Origin of the sequence: Vulcaniibacterium thermophilum (assembly GCF_007923255.1) — a bacterium.
Classification (GTDB): Bacteria; Pseudomonadota; Gammaproteobacteria; order Xanthomonadales; family Xanthomonadaceae; genus Lysobacter_F; species Lysobacter_F thermophilum.
Genome location: NZ_VOHJ01000034.1, coordinates 1 through 19,852 on the forward strand (window position 1 = coordinate 1; position 19,852 = coordinate 19,852).

At 71.3% G+C, this 19,852-nt stretch carries 14 protein-coding genes and 1 tRNA gene; 3 read left to right on the plus strand and 12 right to left on the minus strand.

What is annotated here, in order from left to right; translation table 11 throughout:
- Window positions 1–110 precede the first annotated feature (110 nt).
- From FQY64_RS12100 to murJ, 9 genes are all read right to left on the minus strand, one after another.
- Window positions 111–1,469, minus strand: coding sequence for an asparagine synthase-related protein (locus tag FQY64_RS12100; RefSeq protein ID WP_186760977.1), 1,359 nt, complete (start codon window positions 1,467–1,469; stop codon window positions 111–113).
- Window positions 1,470–1,568: 99 nt separating this feature from the next.
- Entirely contained in the window at window positions 1,569–3,851 is a 2,283-nt protein-coding gene (locus FQY64_RS12105) for a polysaccharide biosynthesis tyrosine autokinase (protein ID WP_146474584.1), read from the minus strand.
- Window positions 3,852–3,961: 110 nt separating this feature from the next.
- A complete protein-coding gene (locus FQY64_RS12110; RefSeq protein WP_146474586.1) occupies window positions 3,962–6,274 on the minus strand; it encodes a UDP-N-acetylglucosamine 2-epimerase in 2,313 nt (770 codons plus the stop codon).
- Between the two features lie 851 nt (window positions 6,275–7,125).
- A tRNA-Thr gene (locus FQY64_RS12115) sits at window positions 7,126–7,201 on the minus strand.
- 36 nt (window positions 7,202–7,237) lie between these two features.
- The gene (gene ispH, locus FQY64_RS12120) at window positions 7,238–8,188 is read right to left on the minus strand and encodes a 4-hydroxy-3-methylbut-2-enyl diphosphate reductase (protein WP_146474588.1); all 951 of its coding nucleotides are present in this window, start codon (window positions 8,186–8,188) and stop codon (window positions 7,238–7,240) included.
- Between the two features lie 20 nt (window positions 8,189–8,208).
- Window positions 8,209–8,706, minus strand: a complete 498-nt coding sequence (gene lspA / locus FQY64_RS12125) for a signal peptidase II (RefSeq protein ID WP_146474590.1) — start codon at window positions 8,704–8,706, stop codon at window positions 8,209–8,211.
- 76 nt (window positions 8,707–8,782) lie between these two features.
- Window positions 8,783–11,572, minus strand: a complete 2,790-nt coding sequence (ileS, locus tag FQY64_RS12130) for an isoleucine--tRNA ligase (RefSeq protein ID WP_222431789.1) — start codon at window positions 11,570–11,572, stop codon at window positions 8,783–8,785.
- A 62-nt stretch (window positions 11,573–11,634) separates the two neighbouring features.
- Window positions 11,635–12,585: a bifunctional riboflavin kinase/FAD synthetase gene (locus FQY64_RS12135; protein WP_146474594.1), complete on the minus strand. Its 951-nt coding sequence runs from the start codon at window positions 12,583–12,585 to the stop codon at window positions 11,635–11,637.
- A gap of 30 nt (window positions 12,586–12,615) precedes the next feature.
- Window positions 12,616–14,160 (minus strand): murein biosynthesis integral membrane protein MurJ, encoded by a 1,545-nt coding sequence (gene murJ / locus FQY64_RS12140; RefSeq protein WP_146474596.1) that lies wholly within the window; start codon window positions 14,158–14,160, stop codon window positions 12,616–12,618.
- Between the two features lie 134 nt (window positions 14,161–14,294).
- Here murJ and rpsT point away from each other — a divergent pair, with 134 nt between their 5' ends.
- On the plus strand, window positions 14,295–14,567 hold the full coding sequence (rpsT, locus tag FQY64_RS12145) for a 30S ribosomal protein S20 (protein ID WP_146474598.1): 273 nt from the start codon (window positions 14,295–14,297) through the stop codon (window positions 14,565–14,567).
- 95 nt (window positions 14,568–14,662) lie between these two features.
- On the opposite strand, the gene obgE is transcribed toward rpsT, so the two are convergent.
- The 3 genes from obgE to rplU form a co-directional block, all read right to left on the minus strand.
- Complete coding sequence (obgE, locus tag FQY64_RS12150; RefSeq protein ID WP_146474600.1) at window positions 14,663–15,724, minus strand: GTPase ObgE; 1,062 nt, start codon at window positions 15,722–15,724, stop codon at window positions 14,663–14,665.
- Window positions 15,725–15,909: 185 nt separating this feature from the next.
- Window positions 15,910–16,170: a 50S ribosomal protein L27 gene (gene rpmA / locus FQY64_RS12155; protein WP_146474602.1), complete on the minus strand. Its 261-nt coding sequence runs from the start codon at window positions 16,168–16,170 to the stop codon at window positions 15,910–15,912.
- Window positions 16,171–16,185: 15 nt separating this feature from the next.
- Entirely contained in the window at window positions 16,186–16,503 is a 318-nt protein-coding gene (gene rplU / locus FQY64_RS12160) for a 50S ribosomal protein L21 (protein ID WP_146474604.1), read from the minus strand.
- Between the two features lie 301 nt (window positions 16,504–16,804).
- Here rplU and FQY64_RS12165 point away from each other — a divergent pair, with 301 nt between their 5' ends.
- Both FQY64_RS12165 and FQY64_RS12170 read left to right on the plus strand, forming a co-directional pair.
- Window positions 16,805–18,904, plus strand: a complete 2,100-nt coding sequence (locus FQY64_RS12165; protein ID WP_146474606.1) for a S8 family peptidase — start codon at window positions 16,805–16,807, stop codon at window positions 18,902–18,904.
- Window positions 18,905–18,963: 59 nt separating this feature from the next.
- Complete coding sequence (locus tag FQY64_RS12170) at window positions 18,964–19,800, plus strand: OmpA family protein (protein ID WP_146474608.1); 837 nt, start codon at window positions 18,964–18,966, stop codon at window positions 19,798–19,800.
- Window positions 19,801–19,852 lie beyond the last annotated feature (52 nt).

A 19,852-nucleotide genomic window follows, 5' to 3' on the forward strand; every position in this document is an offset into this window, starting at 1 on the left:
GCACCGCCGCGCCCCGCGCGCGCGCGGGAGCTCCGGCGCGCGCGCCGGCGGCGAACGCCACCGGCAGCGCGGCCGCGCCCATCAGCAGGCGGCGGCGGCCACGGTCGATCTCAGGCACGGGCCAGCGCGGGCTCGGTGGCGGCGGCCGGGGCGGCTTCCTGACGCGCGCCATCGCGCCGCACCAGGAACCAGGGCAGCAGCACCGCCAGCAGGTAGAACTTCGACGCGAAGTACTTGTTGTCCAGACGCCGGCGGTTGCGCTCGAGCCATGCCTGCGCGCCGGGCAGGATGTCGCGCGCCTGACGCGCCTGCGCGTGCACCTGCTCGTAGCGGGCACGCGCCAGCCCGCGCAGATCGAACCGGAAACTGCCCTTGCGCTCGACGTAGGGCAGCTTGCCGAAGCGGCTGGCGATGTACGCGCGCATCAGCGCCTTGTTCTCCTTGGTCACCGGATCGACCAGATGCGAGCGCGGAACCTCGGAGTAGACCCACTCGCGCAGTTCCGGATCGCAGAACGGATACGCCATCCGCAGCGAAAGCGCGCTGGCGGTGAACAGGCCCTTGGCGAACGCGCCGGTCGAGCCGGCGATGGACATGATGATGTCGCGCCGCTCGTCGGGGTTGACCGAGCTTTCGATCTCGTCGCGGAACACCTCCAGGCGCGCGCGCGAGCGCGCCGCCATCGGCGCGCCGAACAGCTCGTCGACCTCGGCATCGGTGAAGCGCGAGCCCGGGAAGATGCGCTCGTCGCGATTCATCTGCACGGTGCCGAGCATGAAGCAGAGCGCGAAGCTGCGCTCCACCAGCGGCAGCTCCATCACCCAGCGCGGCAGCCGCCAGCCGCGCGCCAGCATGCTCAGGATGTGCTTCTGGCGATTCTCGGGATTGCCGAAGTAGCTGTCCGTGCCGAGCCCGTCGATGACGCCGTCGCCTCCATGACCCGCGACCTCGGTGGCCAAGTCGACGTAGGACAGCAGCGCGAAATCGCCGGTCAGCAACGGCATCCGGTCGACGATGCCGAGATAGCGGTCGTACGCGCGGCCGGGATCGCACACCAGCGCCTCGTGCCGCAGACCGAGCTTGTGCGCGACGTGCCGCGCGGAGTCGACTTCGTTCTCCTCATGCCCGCCGAGGTAGGTGAGGCAAGTGGTGTCTGGCCGCGCCTCAGCGACGCCGATCGCCATCGCGGTGGAGTCCTTGCCGCCGCTCTGCAGCAGCCAGGGCCGGCGGATCTCATCGGTGGCGCGGCGGATCGCCGCCACCAGCCGCTCGTGCCAGCCCTGCACCCAGTACTCGCGCGCGCCGCTCGGCGCCGGCGACTTGCCGGCGTCGCGGAACTTGAAACGGAAGCGCGGCGAGCCGCACATGTCCTCATCCTGCGAGAAGCCGAACGTCACCAGCTTCACGTCCTCGTAGATCGAGTGCGGCGGGTAGACGAACCCGTTGCGCAGCACGTCGGCGACGGACACGCGGTCGAGCGGGCCCCGGTCCGCGCCCGGGGCCGTCACCGGGCTCAAGTCGACCTTTCCGTAGAAAGGCGACATCACGATCTGCATGCGCTCGCTCCTTCAGTGGGCACGCCGGGCGGGGGCCGTGCGGCGTCCGCCGCGGCCGGACAGGAAGCCGCCGCGCCGCGACGTCTCGACTTCCGGCGCGTACTCGTAGTGGGTGTACGCGTAGCGGCCCGACAGCCGGTTCTCGACCGCGTTGAAGATGGCACCGGCCACTTCGACGCCGTTCTGCTCCAGCCGGCGGATCGCCGTGGCCACCTCGCGCTGCTCGCTGAGGCCATAGCGCACGACCATCAGGCTGGTGCCCACGTGATGGCCGATGACCGTCGCATCGGTCACCGCCAGCACCGGCGGGGTATCGATCAGCACCATGTCGAACCGGGGCGCCAGCTCCTTCAGCACGCGCTGGAAGTTCGGGTGCATCAGCAGCTCGGACGGGTTCGGCGGCGCGGCACCGCGCGAGAGGAAGTGCAGGTTCTCCAGGCCCGGCGCGGTCCGCAACGCCTCCTCGACGGACAGCTTGCCGGCCAGCAGCTCGGCGAGACCGCCTTCCGAGCGCGTGCCGAGCGCGTCGTGCAGCGTGCCACGCCGCATGTCCGCATCGATCAGCAGCACGCGCTGGCCGGTGAGGGCGATGCTGGCGGCGAGGTTGGCGCACACGAAGGTCTTGCCGACGCCCGGGCTCGGCGCGGCGATCATCAGCAGGTTGCTGCCGCCGTGCAGGCGCGAGAGCAGCAGGTTCGTGCGCAGGCCGCGCAGCGCCTCCATCGCCATGTCGTTGGGCGCGTTGAGCGCGAGCAGGTTGGCCTGCCCCTTCGGGCGCGCCATCGCGGCGCGCGCCTTCGGGCTGTACGGGATCGAGGCGTACACGGGGACGCCGAGCGCCTCCACGTCGGCCGGATCCTCGACCGCGCGCCGCAGCGAGTAGCGCAGCAGCACGAAGGCCACCATCAGCAGCGCGCCCGCCGCCGTGGCGCCGGCGAGCACCGGCACCGCACGCGGGCTGGACGGCTGGTCGGCGCGCACCGCCGCCGGATCGATCACGCGCGCGGTGCCGACCGCGCTGGCGCGCGCGATGTCGAGCTGCTGCGCCTGATCGAGCAGGTTGGCGTAGGTGCGGTTGATGACCTCGAGGTCGCGCGTCAGCCGGAACAGCCCTTCCTGGGTATCCGGCAGCGCGGCGATGCGGCTCTCGAGCGCGGCCTTCTGACGCTGGAAGCGCGCGATCTGCTCGTTGATCGAACGGCGCTGCGGATGCAGGTTGGTGTAGCGGCCGGCGACTTCCGCCTCCTGCACGCGCAACTGCGCGATCGAGGAATCCAGCGCCAGGCTCTGGCTCAGCAGGGCCTGATGCTGCGCGGCCACGTCGAGCGTGCGGGTCCGGGTCTGGTAATCGCTCAGCGCCTTCTGCGCGCGCGCCAGTTCGGCCTCCACCTTCGGCAACTGCTTGCGCACGAAGTCGAGCCGCTTGGCCGCCTCGGCCGAGAAGCGCATCTGGTTCTGGCGCACGTAGCTGTTGCTGACCTGCGCGATCACCTGCTGGGCGACGACCGGATCCGGATGCGAGTAGCGCAGCGTGATCACGCCGGACTCGCGGCCCTGTTCGGAGACCTCGATGTCCTTCTTCAACTGCTCCATGACCGCCAGCGGATCGTGTCGGAGCACCTCGAACCGCATGCCGGGATTGGCCTGCAGCCGCGTGACCTGGAGGGTGACGCCGTTGCCGGTGGCCGTCTGCCCCGCGCGTCCGCTCAGCAGCTCACGGCCGTCGGCGAACAGCGTCCAGCGGCCGCCCTCGCCCGCCACCAGCTTCAGCGGCTGGCTCAACAGTTCGGCCGGCACCTCGAAACGGCCGATCTCCAGCCGCTCGCCGCCCCAGCCGAAGCCGGACAGCCCGAGCCACGGCGAAGCGAGCGCATCCGGGTTGGTGCCGTCGTGACGGCGCGCCATGAAGTTGCCCAGCACGGGCAGCCGCATCGGCTTGACCTCGACGTCCAGGCCCAGGTTGCGCACCGCCTCGCCCAGCACCTGGCGCGAACCCAGCAGCGGGATCTCGGTGGCCGAGCGCGCCTCGGTCACCGCGATCGCCTGCGCGCCGCCTTCCGGATTGATGCCGGGCACCGGCGAGGGCATCGACTGCACCTGCACGACGGCGCTGGCCTCGTACTTCGGCGTGGCCAGCAGCACGTACAGCGACGCGGCCAGGAAGAACAGGCCGGTGCCGATCAGGATCAGCCATTTGTGGTCGGAAAGAACGCCGACGAACGTGCGCAGGTCGATCTCGTCGTTACGCGGAGGGACCGCGTTGGTCGCGGCTCGGGGGGTCGGATTCGCAGCCATGTCGGTCAGCCATCTCAGGTGGACATCGCGCCGGTGTCATCGCCGGCGGCCTGGTTGCGGCGTCGCGCCCGTGGAAAGACGCGCGCCGCGGCCCCATCCCGGGACCTCTTTCAAGACGAGCCGGAAACGCCCTGGACGATGGGCGCCACCGGCAGTCCGGCCCAGCTCTCGGCCGGCGTCGGATCGGCGGCGGGACGCAGGCTGGCCAGCGTCTCCACCACGCGCCTGCACGCATCCTCGCCGGCGGGCTCGGGCAGGCACATCCGTTCGTACGCCACCGGGTCGGAAAGCAGCGTCAAGACGCTCGCCGCGATGCCGTCGCGCTCGGCGCGCACGGGCATCACGTTGGCGGCATCGACCGCCACGCCGGCGTCGTCGCGTTGCAGCAGCAGCACCGGCTTGCCCAGCGGCGCGACGTCCTGCGCCACTTCGGTCGAGGCGGCGAGGATCACGCTCGCGCGTTCGAGCAGGCAGGCGAAGGCGAGGTAGTCGCGCGGGGCGATCAGGTGGACGTTGGAGAAGTCGCGGCGCAACGCGTCGGCGCGCAGGTGGTCGGGGTCGTCCAGGGCGCAGACGATGTCCAGGTCGGGGCGCTGCGCCGCGATCCGCGCGAGTGAGCGGTAGAGCGGCGTGAAGGTCTCGATCAGCCGTCCGCAGCAGGACACCAGCAGCAGCGGGTGCCCCTCGCGCAGGTGCGAGAACGTCTGCGCGAGCGCGGCGCGAAGCTCGGGATCGGCGTCGATCCGCCGCACCGCGGCTCGCAGCGACGCGCTGGCGGCGTTCGGCGCCAGCACGATGCGCTCGGCCGGGATGCCGGTATCGAGCAGACGCCGGCCGCGGCATTCGGACGGCGCGATGTTCACCGTCGCCAGCAGCGAGCTCAGGCGGCGACTGACCGCATCCGCACGCGCCCCGCGCGCCTCGTCCGGCAACGCGCTTTCGATGCGCGCGATCGGAATGCGCTGCGAGAACGCCGCCAGCGAAGCGGCCAGGGTGGCCGGCGAATCGCCCGGCACCAGCACCACGTCCGGACGGAACTCGCCGAGCAGACGCTTCATGCCGTTCATCGTCTCGGCGTCGATCGCGCCGTGGGCGGCGGACGGCGGAAGCTCGATCCGCGCGTCCGGGCGGATCCCGAACAGCCCGAGCACGCGCTCCTGCTCGCCCGGATCGGGCGCCGCCACGCAGAAGCGCGCGTCGAAGCGGCCGTCCTGCTCCAGTTCGCGCACGATCGGCGCAAGCTGCAAGGTCTCGGGCGAACTGCCCGCCACGCACAGCGCGCGCAGCGGAGGCGTCGAGGGCTCGCGCGCCGGCGGCGCGGGCTCGTTGCCCGATGCCGCCGCCAACGTCGGCTCGCCTGCCTGCAGCCCGTGACGGCCGCGCACCAGCAGGCGCGCGCGCTCCAGCGCGGTCTGGAACAGCAGGACGTAGGACGCCAGCACCGCGAGGAACAGCGTCAGGTTGAGCAGGTCGGGCACGGCGCGCAGCACGTAGCCGACCGCCACCAGCGTCACCGCCATCGCCACGATCACCGCCAGCGCCATGCGCGGCGTCAGGCCGGCGTCCTGCAGCAGGTGGTGCAGATGCTGGCGGTCCGGCTTGAACACCGACACGCCGCGCCGGGCCCGGCGGTACATCACGCCGAGGGTATCCATCACCGGCACCGCGACCACCCACAGCGCGTCCACCGGCGCGAGCCGGTCGACCGAACTGTGCGACATGAAGATCAGGCTCCACGCCAGCAGGAAACCGATCAGCGTGCTGCCGGCATCGCCCATGAACACCTTGCGGCCGTCCGGCCAGCCGAGGTTGACGCACAGGTACGGCACCAACGCCGCGAACAGCACCTGCAGCAGCAGCAGCACGCCGGTCATCGCGCCCGCGCTGCCGCCCGAATAGAGGAAGATCGCGGCGATCGCGACCATCGCGATGCTCGCCGCCAGCCCGTCGATGCCGTCGAGCATGTTGAAGGCGTTGATGAGGCCGATCACCGCGATCACGCTCAGCGGAATGCCGAGCGCGCCGAGCGCGAACGGCGCATCGCCGAACAGGCGTCCGGCGTGATCGAGGTACAGCCCGCTGGCGGCGATCACCATCACCGCCGCGGCCGCCTGGACGGCCAGACGCAGACGCACGCTCAGATCGAACAGATCGTCGAGCACGCCCACCATCACGATCAGGCCGCTCGGGATCATCAGCGTGGCGATGGTGCGGTCGACGTAGCCGGCGTAGGCCAGTCCGACCACGGTACCCAGGAAGAAGCACAGCCCGCCGATCAGCGGCACGCTGCCGCGATGACGCTTGCGCTCGTTGGGCTTGTCGACCAGCCCGAACCGGCGCGCCAGCGGCCGCACGGTGAAGATCAGGAACAGCGTGACTGCCAGCGCGATCGCGCTCGCCGCTTCAAGCTTGGCGTCATCCATGGGTCTTCGCAGCCGGTTGAGAGTTGCGCAAGGGTTTGCGCCGTCCGGGACCGAAACGACGCGCGTGTTGCCGGGCCCGTTCCTTCGTCCCGCCGCTGCACGGCGTTCCTTGGACGGTGGGCCCGCCAGCGCGCACCGGAATGCGCGAGGCGTGCGCAAGCCTAGGTCGAGCGACTTGATGAACAGGTCAAAATCCCGAGGCACGTTTGATGCAGTGCCCGTTTCCTCACGAAAGGTTCACCAACGTGTATGCGCCCGCGACGCACGCATGCCGGAAGCGGCATCGTTCGCGGAGGCGGGCATCGACGCGCATCTCGCGGAGCGGCGGTGTCAGGATCGCGCAATGCGAGGCGGCCCCTCCCGTCGAAAGGGAGGCCGGCATTCGTCAAAGGGATACTCGCACTCGACGAAATGGATCCAGGCATTCGCCGGGATGAGGAGCGGGAAGCCGCTCGTCGCCGGGTTGCGCCGCACCCAACCCCGTCGTCGCGGCGTCCTCGTCCGGCTCAGGATGAGCGAGCCGGGGCCCATCGAAAAGGATGCTGGCGCTCGTCGAAATGGATCCGGCATTCGCCGGGACGAGGAGCGGGAAAGCCGCTCGTCGCCGGGTCGCGCGCCGCACCCGACCCGGTCGTCGCGGCGTCCTTCGTCAGGCTCAGGTTGAGGGAACAGGACCCATTGAAGTGCTGGCGCTCGTCGGAATGGGTCCCGACGTTCGCCCGGATGGCGAACCGGCACCGTTCACCGGGCGCGGGAACGTTCGCAGGACGTCGAGCATCCGGGTGCGGAAGGTTGGGCGCTACCCAAGAAAAAACGCCGGGGCGAGTTCGTCGCCCCGGCGTTCGCAACACTGGTGCCGGAAATAGGATTCGAACCTACGACCTACGCATTACGAATGCGCCGCTCTACCAGCTGAGCTATTCCGGCGTGAGCCGCGCAGTGTAGGCGCGGCGTGAGCTGCGGTCAATCGACGAGCGTGACCCGCAGCTCCTTGGGCAGCGCGAACACCATGTTCTCCGGCTCCCCGGACAGCTCGCGGACGCTGCCGGCGCCGAGCGCGCGCAGCCGGTCCAGCACCCCCTGCACCAGGATGTCCGGCGCCGAGGCGCCGGCCGTCACGCCGACCGTGCGCCGGCCGACGATCCAGGCCGGGTCGATCTCGTCCGCGCCATCGATCAGGTAGGCTTCCACTCCCTCCCGCTCGGCCAACTCGCGCAGGCGGTTGGAGTTGGAACTGTTGGGCGAGCCCACCACCAGCACCAGCTCGCAATGCCGCGCCAGCTCGCGCACGGCGTCCTGGCGGTTCTGGGTGGCGTAGCAGATGTCGTCGTTCTTCGGCCCCTGGATCGCCGGGAACTTGGCCTTGAGCGCCTCGATCACCGCGCGGGTGTCGTCCACCGACAGCGTGGTCTGCGTGGTGTAGGCGAGATTGTCCGGCTGGCCGACCTCGAGCGCGGCGACGTCGTCGATATCCTCGACCAGGTAGATCCGGCCACCGGCGCACTCACGGTTCCACTGCCCCATCGTGCCTTCGACCTCGGGGTGGCCGGCGTGGCCGATCAGCACCACGTCGCGCCCGGCGCGGCAGTGCCGCGCCACTTCCATATGCACCTTGGTCACCAGCGGACAGGTGGCGTCGAAGACCTTCAGGCCGCGCCGCGCCGCCTCGGAACGAACCGCCTGCGAAACGCCGTGCGCGCTGAAGATCACGGTGGCGCCGTCGGGCACCTCGTCCAGCTCCTCGACGAAGATCGCGCCGCGCCGGCGCAGGTCCTCGACCACGAAACGGTTGTGCACCACCTCGTGGCGCACGTAGATCGGCGGGCCGAGCAGTTCGATCGCGCGCTTGACGATTTCGATCGCGCGGTCGACGCCGGCGCAGAAGCCGCGGGGATTGGCGAGCAGGACGTCCATCGTGGCGATTCTACGCCCGGTCACCGAACGGCGGCCTTCGGCTTCGCCAGAAGCCCGGACAGCGCGATCCCGACCGCGCCGGCCACGATCGCGCTGTCGGCCACGTTGAACGCCGGCCAGTACCAGTCGCGCCAGTACCACTGGATGAAGTCGACCACGTGGCCGTGCAGCAGGCGGTCGATCACGTTGCCGATCGCGCCGCCGATCACCAGCGCGAACGGCAGCGCGGTCTTCCAGTCGCCACGCGGGGTCCGGCGCAGCCAGGCGGTCAGCAGACCGCTGATGGCCACCGCCAGCACGACGAAGAAATACTTCTGCCAGCCGCCGGCGTCGCTCAGGAAGCTGAAGGCGGCGCCGGTGTTGTAGGTGCGGTACCAGTTCCAGAAGCCGTCGATCACCGGTACGGCGACGTGTTCGGGCAGGCTGGTCAGGACCCACTGCTTGGTGAGCTGGTCGAGGGCGATCACGGCCACCGAAACCAGCAGCCAGGGCAAGGCGTTGCGTTGGATGACGCTCATGCGGGTATCCCGGAATGTGGGCCGCGCCGTCCGGCGCGACCGCTCGAACTGTCCAATGCCGACGACCGGCCGCGGCTCAGAACCACTGCCGCCGCTCGCCCGGCCCTTCGACGTTGCTCACGCAGCGCCCGCACAGGTGCGGATGCGCGGCGACGAGACCGACGTCGGCCCGGTGGTGCCAGCAGCGCACGCACTTGGGCTTGGCGGTGGGCCGCGCGCTCACGCGCAGCGCCTCGCCCGCGCGCACCTCGACATCGCCGCTGATGAACAGGAAGCGCAGCTCCTCCTGCAGCGGCGCCAGCCAGGCCGCCTCCTCCGCCGGCGCGTCGATCGCGATTTCGGCCTCGAGCGCCGCGCCGATCTCGCCGGCCGCCCGCATCGGCTCCAGCGTCCTGGTCACTTCCTCGCGCAGGGCGAGCAGGCGCTCGAAACGCGCCGTATCGAGCCCGCCCCCCGCCGGCAGCGGCGCCAGGCCCTCGTACCAGGTGGTGAACAGCACGTGGCCGTCGCGCTCGCCCGGCAGGTAGCGCCACATCTCGTCGGCGGTGAAGGTGAGGATCGGCGCGATCCAGCGCACGAACGCCTCGGCGATGCGGTACATCGCGCTCTGCGCCGAGCGGCGGCCGTGCGAGTCCTCCGGCATGGTGTACAGCCGGTCCTTGGTGACGTCGAGGTAGAGCGCGCCGAGGTCCACGCTGCAGAAGTTCGACAGGATCTGTACCACCTCGGCGAAGTCGTAGCGCGCGTAGGCCTCGGCGATGCGGCCCTGCAGCTCGTGCGCGCGGTGCACGATCCAGCGGTCGAGCGCCACCATGTCGTCCAGCGTGCGCAGATGGCGCGCCGGATCGAAGCCGTTGAGGTTGGCGAGCAGGAAACGCCCGGTGTTGCGCAGGCGGCGGTAGACGTCGGCGCTGCGTTTGAGGATGTCGTCGGACACCGCCATCTCGTTGCGGTAGTCGGTCGAGGCGATCCACAGCCGCAGCACGTCGGCGCCCATCGCGCCGATCACCTTCTGCGGCTCGACCACGTTGCCGAGCGACTTCGACATCTTCTTGCCCTGCGCATCGACGGTGAAGCCGTGCGTGAGCACCTGCCGGTACGGCGCCGCGCCGTCCATCGCCACGCCGGTGAGCAGCGCGCTCTGGAACCAGCCGCGGTGCTGGTCGGAGCCTTCGAGGTAGAGATCGGCCGGCTTGCGCAGCCCGTCCTCCGGGCGCTGCGCGAGCACGCATTCGTGGCTGACGCCGGAATCGAACCAGACGTCGAGGATGTCGGTGATCTTCTCGTAGCGCGCGGCCTCGTCGCCGAGCAGCTCGGCCGGGTCGAGGTCGTACCAGGCATCCACGCCCTCGCGCTCGATCCGCTCGGCCACCTGCCGCATCAGCTCGGCGGCGCGCGGATGCGGCGCGCCGGTCTCGCGGTCGACGAACAGCGCGATCGGCACGCCCCAGGTGCGCTGGCGGCTGATGCACCAGTCGGGACGGCCCTCGACCATCGCCGCGATGCGCGCCTCGCCCCACTCGGGGAACCACTGCACGCTGCGGATCGCGCCGAGCGCGTCGCGACGCAGGTTCGCCTGTTCCATCGAGATGAACCACTGCGGCGTGGCGCGGAACGCGACCGGTGTCTTGTGCCGCCAGCAGTGCGGATAGCTGTGCTGCAGGCTGCGCGCGGCCAGCAGCACGCCGCGCGCGCGCAGCGCGTCGATCAGCACGTCGTTGGCTTTCCAGATGTGCACACCGGCGATCGTCGCCTCGCCGGCCGGCGGCGTCGAAGGCAGGTACACGCCGCGGGCGTCGACCGGATTGATCTGCGCGGCGGTGTAGCGGCCGAGCAGGCCGTACTGCTGGCCGACCGCGAAGTCCTCCTGGCCGTGGCCGGGCGCGGTGTGCACCGCGCCGGTGCCCTCCTCGGCCGAGACGTGCTCGCCGAGCAGCAGCGGAACGTCGCGCCCGTCGTAGAACGGATGCGCGAGCACCTGCAGCTCCAGCGCCTGGCCCTTGGCACGGCCCAGCACCTGCGCGCCTTCCACGCCATAGCGCGCCAGCGCCTTCTCCGCCAGCGCCTCCGCCAGCACCAGCAGGCGGCGCGCGCCGGACGGCGTGCGCGGGCCTTCGACCAGCACGTACGGCAGCTCGGCGCCGAGCGTCACCGCAACGCTCGCCGGCAGCGTCCACGGCGTGGTGGTCCAGATCGGCACGGCCACCTCGGTGCCGGGCGCGACTTCGACCCCGAACGCGCGCGCCAGCGCCTGCGGATCGCGCGCGAGGTAGGCGACGTCGATCGCCGGCGAGGTCTTGTCGGCGTACTCGATCTCGGCTTCCGCGAGCGCCGAGCCGCAGTCGAAGCACCAGTGCACCGGCTTCACGCCGCGCACCAGATGGCCGCGTTCGACGATCTTCGCCAGCGAACGCACGATGTCCGCCTCGTAGCGGAAGGTCATCGTGCGGTAGGGCTCGTCCCACTCGCCGAGCACGCCGAGGCGCTTGAAGTCGCGGCGCTGCAGATCGATCTGCTCGGCGGCGTACTCGCGGCACTTCCGCCGGAACGCCTTCGCGTCGAGCTTGTCGCCGACCTTGCCGTATTTCTTCTCGACCTGGTGCTCGATCGGCAGGCCGTGGCAGTCCCAGCCCGGCACGTAGGGCGCGTCGAAGCCGGACAACAGCTTGGACTTCACCACGATGTCCTTCAGCACCTTGTTGACCGCGTGGCCGATGTGGATGGTGCCGTTGGCGTACGGCGGGCCGTCGTGCAGCACGAACTTGCGCTCGCGCTGCGCGGTCCTCTCGCGGATTCGCGCGTACAGCCCCTCCGCCTCCCAGCGCGCGAGCGTCTCCGGTTCGCGCTTGGGCAGGTCCCCGCGCATCGGGAACTCGGTCGCGGGCAGGTGCAGGGTGGCCTTGTACGGGTTGGCGCTGGGGTCGGAACTCACGCGGATGCTCGTCGTTGTTCTTGCATGAGAAGGGCGCGCGCCTGCGCGGCGTCGCGGTCCATCTGCGCGGCCAGGCTCGGCAGATCGGGGAATTTGCGTTCCTCGCGCAGGCGCGCGACGAACTCGACACGGATGCGGCGGCCGTAGAGATCGCCGTCGAAATCGAACAGGTGCGCTTCCAGCAGCGGCTCCACGCCATGCACGGTCGGCCGCGTGCCCAGGCTCGACACCGACGGCCACGGACGCTCGCCGACGCCGTGCACCCAGGTGGCGAAGATGCCGGACAGCGCCGGCCGCCTGCCGTGGAAGCCGAGGTTGGCGGTCGCATAACCGAGCGCACGGCCGAGCTGCCGGCCGCGCATCACCCGGCGCTCGATCGCGTACGGCCGGCCGAGCAGGCGCGCGGCATGCGCGAACTCGCCGGCCGCCAGCGCGGCGCGCACGGCGCTGCTGGACACGCGCTCGCCATCGACCGTCAGCGGCGCGATCTCGCCGGCCTCGAACCCGCAGCCGCCGCCGAGCGAGCGCAGCAGCGCGAGATCCCCGCCGCGCCCGCGGCCGAAGCGGAAGCCCGGACCGACCCACACCTCGCGCGCACGCAGGCGCTCGACCAGCACCCGCCGCACGAACGTCTCCGCCTCCATCGCCGCCAGCCGCGCGCCGAAGCGCAGCAGCCCGACCTGCTCGACGCCGAGCGCCCACAGGCCTTCGACCTTCTCGCGCGCCGACTGCAGGCGCGGCGGCGGATCGTGCGGCAGGAAGAACTCGCGCGGCAGCGGCTCGAAGGTGAGCGCCACCGCGGGCACGCCGAGGGCGCGGGCGCGCGCGACGGCGTGACGCACCAGCGCCTGATGGCCAAGATGCAGGCCGTCGAAGGCGCCGATGCAGATCACGCTGCCGAGCGGGCACCGCGTCGAACCTTCGACGTCCCGGAAAAGCCTGCTCATCCGCTCAGAGTATAGCCGCCGCGTCGCGGCTCAATGGCGCAGATGGCGCGGCCGCAGGCCGAGCGCGACCAGCGTCGCGCCGTACGCCCCCGCGCCCGCGCCGACCGCCGCCAGCAGCCACGCCACGCGCGCCTTCCAGTCGAGCGCGGCCCACGCCCCCACCTGGTGCCGCACCGCCAGCACCGCGAGCGTCATGACCGCCAGCGCCGCCAGGATGCGCAGCATCCAGCGCCCCCAGCCCGGCTGCGCCACGTAGACGCCCTCGCGCCTGAGCGCGCGCCACAGCAGCCAGGCGTTGAGCACCCCGGCGATCGCGGTGGCGGCGGCGATGCCGGCATGCGCGTACGGCACGCGCCACCACCACAGCGGGGTGACGATCGCGACGGTCAGCGCCACGTTGGCGATCACCGTGCGCACCGCGGCGCGCATCGGCGTGCGCGTGTCCTGGCGCGCGTAGAACGCAGGCAGCAGCACTTTGCTGAGCATGAAGGTCGGAATGCCCGCGCTCATCGCCACCAGCGCGTAACCGACCATCGCGGTGTCGCGCGGGCTGAACTCGCCATGCAGGAACAGCGTGGCGGTCAGCGGCTCGGCCAGCAGCGCGAGCCCCAGCGCCGCCGGCAGACCGACCAGCAGCACGATCCGCAGGCCCCAGTCCAGCGCCTTCGAATAGCCACCCGTGTCGGCATCGGCGTGATGGCGCGACAACTGCGGCAGGATCACCGTGCCGACCGCCACCCCGAACAGCCCGAGCGGCAGCTCGGTCAGCCGGTCGGAGTAGTACAGCCACGACTGGGCCTCGGCGACCAGCAGCGAAGCGAACACGGTCCCCACCAGCAGATTCACCTGCGCCACCGACGACGAGAAGATCGTCGGCAGCATCAACCGGGCGACCCGCCGCACGCCCGGGTGACGCATTCCGAAGCGCAGCCGCGGGCGCACGCCCAGCCGCGCCATCGCCGGCCACAGCACCGCGAGCTGCATCGCCCCGGCCGCGACCACGCCCCAGGCGAGCGCCTTCTCCGGCACCTCGAACCACCGGGCCAGTAGCACCATCGCCGCGATCACCGCGAGGTTGTGCAGCACCGGCGTCAGCGCCGGCAGGCCGAAATGCCGGAACGTGTTGAGCACCGCGCCCGCCAGCGCGGTCATCGAAATGAAGGTCAGGTACGGAAACGTGATGCGCAGCATCTCCGCGGTCAGCGGCACCAGCCCCTCGTTGTGCTCGCCAGCGAACAGCAGGAACAGTCGCGCGATCCACGGCGCGAGCAGGACTCCCAGCCCGGTGACCAGCACCACCGCCGCCAGCAACGCGCCGGCGACGTGATCGACGAAATCCTGCAGCGCCCTCTCGTCGCCCTTGCCCTGCAGCTCGGACAGCACCGGCACGAACGCGGAGGAGAACGACCCTTCGGCGAAGATGCGGCGCAGGTAGTTCGGGATGCGGTAGGCGATGACGAACGCGCTCACCGCGGCGCTGGTGCCGAACAGGTGCGCCTGCAGGGCGTCGCGGACGTAGCCGGCGACGCGCGAGAGCAGGGTCATCGCGCTGAACACGGCCGTCGAGCGCAGCATCCCCGGCCGTCGCCCGGCGCTCACCGGCCGCCCCCGCCGCACCCGGCCAGGTTGACCCAACCCATTGAATCGCCCATACTTTCCGGTCTGACTTCAGGCAACCCCATTCCAACCCCAGTTTCCAGGATTTTCCCGTGGCCAACATCAAGTCCGCCAAGAAGCGCGCCAAGCAGGCGATCGTGCGCAACGCCCGCAACGCCAGCCAGCGTTCGATGCTGCGTACCGCCGTCAAGAAGGTGCTGAAGGCCCTCAACGCGAACGACGTGACGGCCGCCGAGTCCGCCTTCGCCGCGGCGCAGCCGATCCTCGACCGCATGAGCGCGCGCGGCCTGATCCACAAGAACAAGGCCGCCCGCCACAAGAGCCGCCTGAACGCGCGCATCAAGGCGCTGAAGACCGCGGCCTGAGCCGACTTGCGGGTTGCACGAAAGAACCCGGCTTCGGCCGGGTTTTTTCATGCCTGCGCGCCGCCGTGCGGCTGGCGCGCCCGCCGGCATCGCGCTCACGCCCGGCCGGCCTCGGCCTGCTCCTCGCGCAGGCGATCGAAGAACGCCATCACGTCCTGCATGATCGGCCAGGTGCCTTCGCGGCCGAGCGCCGAAACCACGTACCAGCGGTCGGTCCAGCCAAGCTCCTCGACGATCCCGCGCGCGATCGCCTCGCGCTCCTCGTCGAGCACCAGATCGGCCTTGTTGAGCACCAGCCAGCGCGGCTTCTCCAGCAGCGCGGGGTCGTGCTTGCGCAGCTCGTTCTCGATCGCGCGCACCTGCTGCGCGGGGCTCATCGCCGCGACGCCGCCCTCGCCCGCCATGTCCATCGGCACCATGTCGACCAGGTGCAGCAGCAGCCGCGTGCGCTGCACGTGGCGCAGGAACTGCGCGCCGAGCCCGGCGCCTTCCGCCGCGCCCTCGATCAGCCCGGGGATGTCGGCGATCACGAAGCTGCGGTGCGGCTCCACGCTGACCACGCCGAGGTTGGGATACAGCGTGGTGAACGGATAGTCGGCCACCTTCGGCGTGGCCGCCGACACCGCACGGATGAAGGTGCTCTTGCCGGCGTTCGGGAAGCCGAGCAGGCCGACGTCGGCGAGCAGCTTCAGCTCCAGCTTCAGCGTGCGCTGCTCGCCCGGCAGACCCGGCAGCGCCTTGCGCGGGGCGCGGTTGACCGAGCTCTTGAAGTGCATGTTGCCCAGCCCGCCCTTGCCGCCCTTCGCCACCAGCAGGCGTTCGCCGTGGCGGGTCATGTCGCCGATGACCTCGTCGGTCTCGACGTTGATGACCACCGTGCCGACCGGCACCGTGATGGTCAGATCGGCGCCGGCCTTGCCGTACATCTGCCGGCCCATGCCGTTCTCGCCGCGCTGGGCCCGGAAGATGCGCTGATGGCGGAAATCGACCAGCGTGTTGAGGTTCTCGTCGGCCACCAGCCACACGCTGCCGCCGTCGCCGCCGTCGCCGCCGTCCGGCCCACCGAGCGGAATGAACTTCTCGCGCCGGAAGCTGACCGCGCCGTTGCCGCCGTTGCCGGCAATGACCTGGATTTCGGCTTCGTCGACGAGTTTCATCTGGTTCGGGAATCGGGAATGGAGAATCGTGACGGCAAGGCGCTCGCGCGCGCACCCCGAGTCTAAATCGCGGCACCGGGAATGACGGGGGTCGGTCTGTCGATTCCCGACTACCGATTCCCGCACGGTGTGCGCAAACGAAAAACCCCGCCGAAGCGGGGCCTTTCGCGCGGCGGCGCCGGCGCTTACTGCGCGGGCACCACGCTCACGGTGCGGCGCTTGGCCGCGCCCTTGGTCGAGAACTCGACGCGGCCGTCGACCAGCGCGAACAGCGTGTGGTCGCGGCCCAGGCCGACGCCCGGACCCGGATGGAACTGGGTGCCGCGCTGGCGGACGATGATGTTGCCGGCGTTGACGTCCTGGCCGCCGTAGATCTTGACGCCCAGGTACTTCGGGTTGGAGTCGCGGCCGTTGCGGGTGGAACCTACGCCCTTTTTGTGTGCCATGACGGCGCTCCTCTCTTACTTGCTGCCACCGGCGATGCCGGTGATCTGGATTTCGGTGTAGTGCTGCCGGTGGCCCATCTGCTTGCGATGGTGCTTGCGGCGGCGGAACTTGACGATGCGCACCTTGTCGGCGCGGCCGTGGCCGATCACCTTGGCGGTGACGTAGGCGCCCTTGAGGGCATCGCCGACCTTGATGCCGTCGCTGTCGCCGAGCATCAGGACGTTGTCGAGCTTGATTTCGCTGCCGGCTTCGGCATCCAGCAGCTCGACGCGGAGCGTCTCGCCCTGCATGACGCGGTATTGCTTACCGCCGGTGGCCAGAACTGCGTACATGACCGCTTCCTCTGTAGTTATCGGGTCGTCTGCGCCGCCGGACGGGCGGACAGAAACGGAATTGTAGGTCGCGCGTCGAGCGCGCGTCAAACCGGCCGGCGGCGCGCCGCTGTCCATCTGGGGCACGCCCCAGTTGTGGCGCCGGAGGCCGCGGCCGAGGATCGATTCAGGTGCGGGACAGCTTGCTCCGGCCGCCAGGCCCGGGCATCCGCATCGGCGCGGCCGCCGCCTGCGGCCACCATGCCCGACGTCCAGGGGCGCGCCGGGAACCGAACCCTCAGGGATGCGAAGGGAGATCCAGATGAACCTCAGCAACAGCCCGTTGCGGTGGACCGCGCTCGCGGTCGCGACCGCCATGCTGGTCGCGCCGCTGGCCCATTCCGGCGGCCGGTACGGCACGGCCGTGCGCGCCACGCCGGGGATGTCCGGCGCCCGTGCCAAGCCCGGCGCCAAGGCGCCGGCGCCGCGTCACGACCGTTTCATCGTCAGCTACCGCGGAGGCACGCGGGTGGGCGCGGCCACCGCCGGCGCGCGCCGCAAGGCGCTCGGCGAAGCGGCCCGCGCGCTGGGCGTGGGCATCGCGCCGATGCGCACGCTCGCCACCGGCGCGCTGCTGATCCGCACCGACCGCAAGCTCGACAAGCAGGCGGCCAAGCGGCTGATCCTGGCCCTGAGCCGCGATCCCGACGTGATCGCGGTGGAGCCGGACATCCGACTGCAGCGCGCGTTCGTACCGAACGATCCGCTGTACGCCCAGCAGTGGCACTACCGGAGCCGCCCCGCCGGGATCGACCTCGAGCCCGCGCTGGACATCAGCCGGGGCGACGGCACGGTCGTGGCCGTGCTGGACACCGGCATCACCGCGCACCCCGACCTCGACGCCAACGTGATCGCCGGTTACGACTTCATCGGCGCCGACCCGGACGGCACGTTCGAAACCGCGCGCGACGGCGACGGCCGCGATCCCGACGCCCGCGACCCCGGCGACTGGCACGACGGCGAGTGCAGCCTGTTCGGCACGCCGGAGGACAGCAGTTGGCACGGCACGCACGTGGCCGGCACGGTGGCCGCCGCGACCGGCAACGCCACCGGCGTGGCCGGCGTCGCGCCCGGCGCGAAGGTGCAACCGGTGCGCGTGCTGGGCAAGTGCGGCGGCTATCTGTCCGATATCGCCGATGCGGTGGTGTGGGCCTCCGGCGGCACGGTGGCCGGCGTCCCGGCCAACCCGACGCCGGCGGAGGTGATCAACCTCAGCCTCGGCGGCAGCGGCGCGTGCAGCGTGGCGATGCAGAACGCGATCGACGGCGCGGTGTCGCGCGGCACGGTGGTGGTGGTCGCGGCCGGCAACGCCGGCGGCGACGTCGGCGGCTTCACTCCGGCGAACTGCAACAACGTGGTGGCAGTGGCGGCCACCGGTCCGGACGGCGCGCGCGCCGCCTACTCGAACCACGGCGAGGCGGTGGATCTGGCCGCGCCGGGCGGGACCGCGGCGGCGCCGGCCGAGCACAACATCCTGTCCACCCTGAACCTCGGCGCGCGCGAACCGGGCGCGCCCGGCTACGCGTGGTATGCGGGCACCTCGATGGCCGCGCCGCACGTGGCGGGCGTGGTGGCGCTGATGCAGGCCGCCGCGCCGATGCCGAAGACGCCGGCGCAGGTCGAGCGGATCCTGCGCAACACGGCCTACGCGTCCGGCGGCTTCCCCGGCGGCTGCGGCTACGAGAAGCCGTGCGGCGCCGGCATCCTCGACGCGCGCTACGCGGTCGCGGTGGCGAGCGGCGCCCAGCCGTTGCCGCCCGATCCCCCGCCCCCGCCGCCGCCGCCGCCCGCCATCCCGCTGGAGAACGGCGTCACCGTCACCGGCATCGAGGTCGCCGAGGACGCGAGCATCGTCTACCAGCTCGACGTGCCCAACGGCGCCTCGCATCTGCTGTTCGGCATGTACGGCGGCACCGGCGACGCCGACCTGTACGTGCGGCGCGGCCAGCGTCCGACCGACACCGCGTACGACTGCCGCCCGTTCAGGATCGGCAACGACGAGAACTGCTACTTCCCGGCGCCGCGGAGCGGTACGTGGTACGTGCGCATCAAGGGCTTCGATGCGGCCAGCGGGATCTCGCTGTATCCCAGCTTCGTCGATGCCAACTACCCGCGCGGCGAGGCGGCGACGGTGGCGCAACTGTCCAACCACCGGACCCGCGTCACCCTCACCTGGCAGCGCGGCAAGCGGCACGTCGACATCTGGCGCGACGGTGCGATCTATGCGTCGCGCCGCAACACCGGCCGCTTCGTCGACACGTTCCGCATCGTCGGCAGCGGGAGCAAGACGTACAAGGTCTGCAACCAGGGCACGCAGGAATGCTCGGACGAGGTGACGATCGAGTTCCGCTCGCGTCCGTGACGTCGACCGGCGAGGGCCCCGGCGGGCCCTCGCCTTTCCTCTTTCGCACAGGAAGCCCCATGCTCGATACGCATTCGAGGCAGGCGCGTGCCGTCCTGGCCGGACTGGCGTGTGCCGCGCTCGCGCTCGGCGCCTGCCGGCGCGAGACGCCGGCGGACGCGCCCGCGCCGCGAACGATCGCCGCGCCCGCCCGCACGATCGACGCCACGCTGACGTTGGCGCACAACCCCGATTCGCTGCGCTACGAAGGCACGGTGGGCGACGCGGCCACGCGCGCCGCCCTGCTGCGCCAGCTCGACCTCGCGTACGGCGCCCGCGCGCGCGGCGAGATCCGCGTCGATCCCAGGGTCAGGCCCGCGCCCTGGGCGCGCGGCCTGGGCGACTTCCTGGCCGGGTTCGCGCATGCGGGCGCGATGGCGCGGTTCGCCGGCGCGCGCATCGAGCTCAGCGGCGCGGTCGATCGCGATGCGCGCACGGCGCTGCGGCAGCACGCGCGCCGGGCGTTCCCGGGGGCGACGCTGACCGGCCTGTTCGAGCCGGCATCGACCGCCGGCGGGCCCGGCGTCGACCGCGGCGCGTTGTTCGCGCGGCTCAACCGTCTGGAGATCGCGTTCGAGCCCGACAGCGCGGCGATCGCGCCGCACAGCCTGGACGCGGTGAGCCGAGCCGCGCACGCGCTGCGCGCGCACGACGGCGCCGTGCGCATCGGCGTGCATCCGGAGGCAAGCGATCATCCCGATTACGACCGGGAACTGGCGCGGCAGCGCGCGCAGGCGGTGAAGATCCAACTGGTGATCCAGGGCATCCCGGCCGGCCGCATCGACACCGCCGTGCCCTCGCCCGCTCCCGGACGCCGCGGCCGTCCCGGCAAGGTCGAATTCGCCGCGCTGCCGTAGGCCCGCCCGCCGGGTGGCGGCCTGCCTGAACGATTGCCGGTCGCACCCGCTG